We start from the raw sequence: 5,874 nt of genomic DNA, 5'->3' as shown, positions 1-5,874 counted from the left end.
AGGTCCGGGAACATTCATCGGACCGCCCTCGATCTGTCGCGTTGTCTGCCGGTTTCTGTTTCCGCCGAGCAGCAACGAGAGAACCACCTCCGTCACCGGCTCCACGATTCGAAGCCACTGTTCACTCCATCATCACTCTCTCGGTGAGGGTAGGGCTGAATTGCCCTTGGGGGTGGGTGCCGTCGCTCGATCGCGGCTACACCGGTTGGAGGCAGGTGAGGGCCATCTGACGCAGCACTTTTCGGGTCCGGTCCGGTGTGGTGGGGTCGGCGCTGTGTGGTGTCGAGTTGATGAGGCCGAACGTGGCATGGGCCTTGGTCCGGGCATCCGTCTCGTCGAGTGAGGTGTCTACCTGCAGAAGCACCTTCACCCACACCTCGACATACCGCCTCTGTTTCTGGCGCACCTCGCGGCGGGCCTCGTCGGGAAGGTTGTCGAGGTCCCGATCCTGGATGCGGATCAGATCGGCCTCGCTGAGGGCGAAGTCGAGGTGGAAGTCGATGAGGCCTTCCAGAGCGGCCTTCGGTGATTCTGCCTGCGCGGCGACTCTCGACCCGCCCTCGAGGAGACGCGTGCTGATACCGACGAGCAGTTCTACCAGTACGGCGTCCTTGTTGGGGAAGTGCCGGTAGACGGCGGGACCGCTGATTCCGGCAGCCGATCCCAGATCCTCGAGTCGGACGCCCAGGAAGCCGCGCTCGGCGATGAGACGGGCTGCGGCGTGGAGGAGTTGACGACGGCGGTCGGCCTTCATCTGCTCACGGCGCGTGATCGGCGCCCCGGTGCCGTCGGGGGATGGAGCCGGCGCTCCGGTGCCGTCGGGGGATGGAGCCGGCGCCCCGGTGCCGTCGTGGGATGGAGCCGGCGCTCCGTCGACGTCTGTGGTCATCGCCATGGCTCTTCCTCGAATGTGGTCTGGACAACTCAGTTAATCGCAGTTATCTTAGTTTCAGTTATCGAGTATTAACTCACAATTTCCGGGCGTCAAGAAGAGAAGGCGACAGGATGGCACTGGGCGGAATCCCTGCTCGAGAGATCAACCGAGCCGAGCACACCAAACTCGTGGACGAGCTGCGGTCGAGGCTGGCCGTCGCCGCCTTGGGCGGCAGCGAGAAGTCCCGCGAGCGGCACGTGAGCCGGGGCAAGCTCCTGCCCCGAGAGCGCGTGGACACACTTCTCGATCCCGGGAGTCCCTTTCTCGAAATCGCCCCGTTGGCGGCCAACGGGATGTACGGAGACGAGAGCCCCGGTGCGGGCATCATCGCCGGCATCGGCCGGGTGTCCGGCCGGGAGTGCGTGATCGTCGCCAACGACGCGACGGTCAAGGGCGGCACCTATTACCCCATGACGGTCAAGAAGCACCTTCGGGCGCAGGAGGTCGCGCTGCAGAACCAGCTTCCCTGCATCTACCTCGTCGATTCGGGTGGCGCGTTCCTGCCACGGCAGGACGAGGTCTTTCCCGACCGTGAGCACTTCGGGCGCATCTTCTACAACCAGGCCACGATGAGTGCGCAGGGAATCCCCCAGATCGCCGCCGTTCTCGGTTCCTGCACGGCGGGTGGTGCGTACGTCCCCGCGATGAGTGATGAGGCCGTCATCGTCCGCAATCAGGGCACCATCTTCCTGGGTGGCCCGCCGTTGGTGAAGGCCGCGACCGGTGAGGTCGTGACCGCAGAGGAACTCGGCGGGGGAGATCTGCACTCCAAGGTTTCCGGTGTCACCGACCACCTTGCCGACGACGATCAGGACGCTCTGCGGATCGTCCGGAACATCGTGTCCACTCTCGGGCCCCGTGCGGTCCGGCCGTGGGATGTGGTGGCAACCGTGCCTCCGACGGCTCCGCAGACCGAGTTGTACGACGTGGTTCCCACGGATTCGCGCACACCGTACGACGTCCGCGAGGTGATCACCCGCATCGTGGACGCCGGTGAATTCTCGGAGTTCAAGGCGGAATACGGAAAGACGCTCGTCACGGCCTTCGCCCATATCGAGGGGCATCCGGTGGGCATCGTGGCGAACAACGGTGTGCTCTTCGCGGAGTCGGCGATGAAGGGCGCTCACTTCATCGAACTCTGCGACAAGCGCAGCATCCCTCTGGTGTTCCTCCAGAACATCGCCGGTTTCATGGTCGGCCGGGACTACGAGGCGGGCGGCATCGCCAAGCACGGGGCCAAGATGGTGACGGCGGTGGCCTGCGCCCGGGTTCCCAAGCTGACCGTGGTGATCGGTGGATCCTACGGCGCCGGAAACTACTCGATGTGCGGCCGCGCCTACTCGCCGCGTTTCCTGTGGATGTGGCCCAACGCCCGTATTTCCGTCATGGGCGGCGAGCAGGCGGCGTCGGTGCTCTCGACGGTGCGTAGCGAGCAACTCGACAGCGCAGGCAACCCGTGGTCGCCGGAGGACGAGGAGGCCTTCAAGGCGCCCATCCGCGAGCAGTACGAGGCGCAGGGCAACCCGTACTACTCGACCGCCCGGCTGTGGGACGACGGAATCATCGACCCAGCAGATACCAGAACTGTTCTCGGACTGGCGCTCTCGGTGTGTGCGAACGCCCCGCTCGAGCCCGTCTCCTACGGCGTTTTCCGGATGTGAGTGGACAATGACTGAAAAGACTCGGATAGACACGGTCCTGGTAGCCAATCGCGGCGAGATCGCGGTCCGCGTGATCCGCACGCTCCGCGCGATGGGCATCCGGTCAGTCGCCGTGTTCAGCGAAGCCGACCGGGACGCCCGGCACGTCCGGGAAGCCGATACCGCGGTCCTGCTGGGGCCCGCAGCGGCCCGGGAAAGCTACCTCGTGATCGAGAAGGTGATCGCAGCGGCGCAAGCCACCGGCGCCCAGGCGATTCACCCCGGATATGGCTTCCTGTCGGAGAATGCGAAGTTCGCCGGGGCCTGCGCCGACGCGGACATCGCCTTCCTCGGACCATCCACCCGGGCGATCGAGGTGATGGGCGACAAGATCACCGCCAAGAACGCGGTGGCGAAGTTCGATGTGCCGGTGGTACCCGGCATCGCCCGCCCCGGTCTGTCCGACGAGGATCTCGTCACTGCTGCCGACGACATCGGGTATCCGGTGCTCGTCAAGCCGTCCGCAGGCGGCGGCGGCAAAGGCATGCGCCTGGTCGAGCACCCCGAGGGTCTCGGCGACGCGCTGCGCAGTGCACGCCGGGAAGCGGCGTCCGCATTCGGCGACGACACCCTGTTTCTGGAGCGGTTCGTCCTGCGGCCCAGGCACATCGAGGTGCAGATCCTGGCGGACGCGCACGGCAACGTGGTTCACCTGGGCGAGCGTGAATGCAGCCTGCAGCGCCGTCACCAGAAGGTGATCGAGGAGGCTCCCTCGCCGCTGCTCGACGAAGCGACGCGCGCACGCATCGGCGAGGCAGCGTGCAACACGGCGCGCAGCGTCGACTACACCGGGGCCGGCACGGTCGAGTTCATCGTGTCCGCAGACGCGCCGGACGAGTTCTTCTTCATGGAGATGAACACCCGGCTCCAGGTGGAACACCCGGTAACCGAACTGGTGACGGGCCTCGACCTCGTCGAGTGGCAGGTGCGGGTCGCGGCCGGCGAACCCCTGGGCTTCACCCAGGACGACATCACCCTCACCGGACACGCCATCGAGGCCCGCGTCTACGCGGAGGATCCCAGCCGCGGCTCCCTGCCCACCGGTGGTCTCGTCGCCGACGTCGTCGAACCCGAAGGCCCCGGCATCCGGGTGGATTCGGGTCTGCAACCGGGCACCGTGGTGGGCAGCGACTACGACCCCATGCTCGCCAAGGTCATCGCCCATTCCGACGACCGGGCAGGCGCACTGCGGAAGCTCGGCCGCGCGCTCGCCGAGACCGGTGTGCTCGGTGTGGTCACCAATATCGAGTTTGCCCGCTTCCTGCTGGCCGATCCGGACGTCGTGGCAGGAAACCTCGACACGGGCCTGCTCGATCGACGTCTGGAAGACTTCGTCGCCGCCGAGGCGTCCGACACCGCGCTGATCGCGGCTGCGGCGTTCCGTTGGCTCCAGCGCTGGCCCGACCGTGCCGTCGCAGACCCCTGGGACGTGCCGAGCGGCTGGCGGGTAGGCACGCCTGCGCCGACGAGTATCCGGTTGGCGTCCCCGACCCGCACCGATCACGTGCGAATCACCGGAAGTCCTTCCGATGCAACTGCGGAGGTCGAGCACGGCGACACCCAGTCGTTGACGGCGGCGCTCGATGGCACGACCCTCTCGGTCGTGATCGACGCCCGCCGGCAGACCTACCGGGTGGCGGAGACGGACGGACACATCTGGCTCTCGGGTTCGGACGGCACCACGATGCTGCGTGAGGTCCGGGAACTGAGTGTCCGCACCGGTGACGTGCATGCCGGCGAGGCAGAGATCACCAGCCCGATGCCGGGATCGGTGATTGCCGTGGGCCCCGAATCGGGCACTCACGTGATTGCCGGTCAGTCCCTCGTGGTCGTCGAGGCCATGAAGATGGAGCATTCGCTCACCGCGCCCGTGGACGGCGTGGTCGAGATCCTCGTGGCGGCCGGGGACCAGGTGCTGGTCGATCAACTGCTTGCACGAGTCATTCCACATACCGACACGAAAGAAGACGCGTCATGACCGAATACTTTGCCACAGGGCAACTTCCGGACGAATACCAGCAGCTGTCCAAGACGGTCGCCGACTTCGCGAAGAATGTCGTGGCGCCGGTCGCGGCCGAGCACGATGCCAACCACACCTTCCCGTACGAGGTCGTGGCCGGGATGGCGGACATGGGTCTGTTCGGACTGCCGTTTCCCGAGGAGTACGGCGGAATGGGCGGCGACTACTTCGCCCTCTGCCTCGCGCTCGAGGAACTCGGAAAGGTGGATCAGAGCGTCGCCATCACCCTGGAGGCCGGGGTGTCTCTGGGGGCGATGCCGATCTACCGCTTCGGCAACGAGGCGCAGAAGCAGGAATGGTTGCCGCAGCTGACCAGCGGCAAGGCTCTGGCCGCGTTCGGTCTCACCGAGCCCGGCGCGGGCAGCGATGCCGGCGGGACCAAGACCACTGCCAAGTTCGACAGCGGCGAATGGATCATCAACGGTAACAAGCAGTTCATCACCAACTCGGGCACCGACATCACGAGGCTCGTGACAGTCACCGCGGTCACCGGTGTGAAGGACGGTGGCAAGAAGGAGATCTCGACAATCCTGGTCCCCACCTCGACTCCCGGTTTCACGGCGGAACCCGCGTACAACAAGGTCGGCTGGAACGCGTCCGATACCCACCCCCTCACGTTCGTGGACGTTCGGGTGCCCGAGGAGAATCTGCTCGGCGAGCGGGGACGCGGGTACGCGAACTTCCTGCGCATCCTCGACGAGGGCCGAATCGCCATCGCTGCCCTCAGCGTCGGCGCCGCGCAGGGTTGCGTCGACGAATCGGTCAAGTACGCCAAGGAGCGGGAGGCGTTCGGCCGCCCGATCGGTCACAACCAGGCCATCGCGTTCAAGATCGCGCGCATGGAGGCACGTGCCCACACGGCCCGCGCCGCCTACTACGACGCCGCTGCACTGATGCTGTCCGGCAAGCCTTTCAAGAAGCAGGCCGCGATCGCCAAGCTCGTGGCGTCCGAGGCTGCGATGGACAACGCCCGCGACGCCACGCAGATCCATGGCGGGTACGGATTCATGAACGAGTACGCGGTGGCCCGGCACTACCGGGACAGCAAGATTCTCGAGATCGGTGAGGGCACCACCGAGGTGCAGTTGATGCTGATCGCGCGGGAGGTCGGACTGTGAGCGCAGCGACGGGGGATGTGAGCGGGGCGAGCGCAGCGACGGGGGATGTGAGCGGGGCGAGCGCAGCGACGGGGGATGTGAGCGGGGCGAGCGCAGCGACGG

Annotated in this window: 4 protein-coding genes; 3 read left to right on the top strand and 1 reads right to left on the bottom strand. The window is 66.3% G+C overall.

The features are described from left to right. Nucleotides 1-196: 196 nt before the first annotated feature. Complete coding sequence (locus tag WAW17_RS12845; protein ID WP_422333348.1) at nt 197-754, bottom strand: TetR/AcrR family transcriptional regulator; 558 nt, start codon at nt 752-754, stop codon at nt 197-199. 251 nt (nt 755-1,005) lie between these two features. Between WAW17_RS12845 and WAW17_RS12840 the strand changes: the two genes are divergently transcribed. Genes WAW17_RS12840 through WAW17_RS12830 form a run of 3 tightly spaced genes read left to right on the top strand, consistent with a single transcriptional unit; the run spans nt 1,006 to nt 5,772 of the window. Then, a complete protein-coding gene (locus WAW17_RS12840) occupies nt 1,006-2,595 on the top strand; it encodes a carboxyl transferase domain-containing protein (RefSeq protein WP_422333347.1) in 1,590 nt (529 codons plus the stop codon). A 7-nt stretch (nt 2,596-2,602) separates the two neighbouring features. Next, on the top strand, nt 2,603-4,612 hold the full coding sequence (locus WAW17_RS12835; protein WP_422333346.1) for an acetyl/propionyl/methylcrotonyl-CoA carboxylase subunit alpha: 2,010 nt from the start codon (nt 2,603-2,605) through the stop codon (nt 4,610-4,612). Further along, nucleotides 4,609-5,772: an acyl-CoA dehydrogenase family protein gene (locus WAW17_RS12830; RefSeq protein ID WP_422333345.1), complete on the top strand. Its 1,164-nt coding sequence runs from the start codon at nt 4,609-4,611 to the stop codon at nt 5,770-5,772. Before WAW17_RS12835 ends, WAW17_RS12830 begins: the two co-directional genes overlap by 4 nt. Nucleotides 5,773-5,874 lie beyond the last annotated feature (102 nt).

The sequence above is a fragment of the Rhodococcus sp. (in: high G+C Gram-positive bacteria) genome, from assembly GCF_049286785.1.
Taxonomy (GTDB): domain Bacteria; phylum Actinomycetota; class Actinomycetes; order Mycobacteriales; family Mycobacteriaceae; genus Rhodococcus_F.
This window is presented reverse-complemented; position numbering and strand designations above follow the sequence as displayed.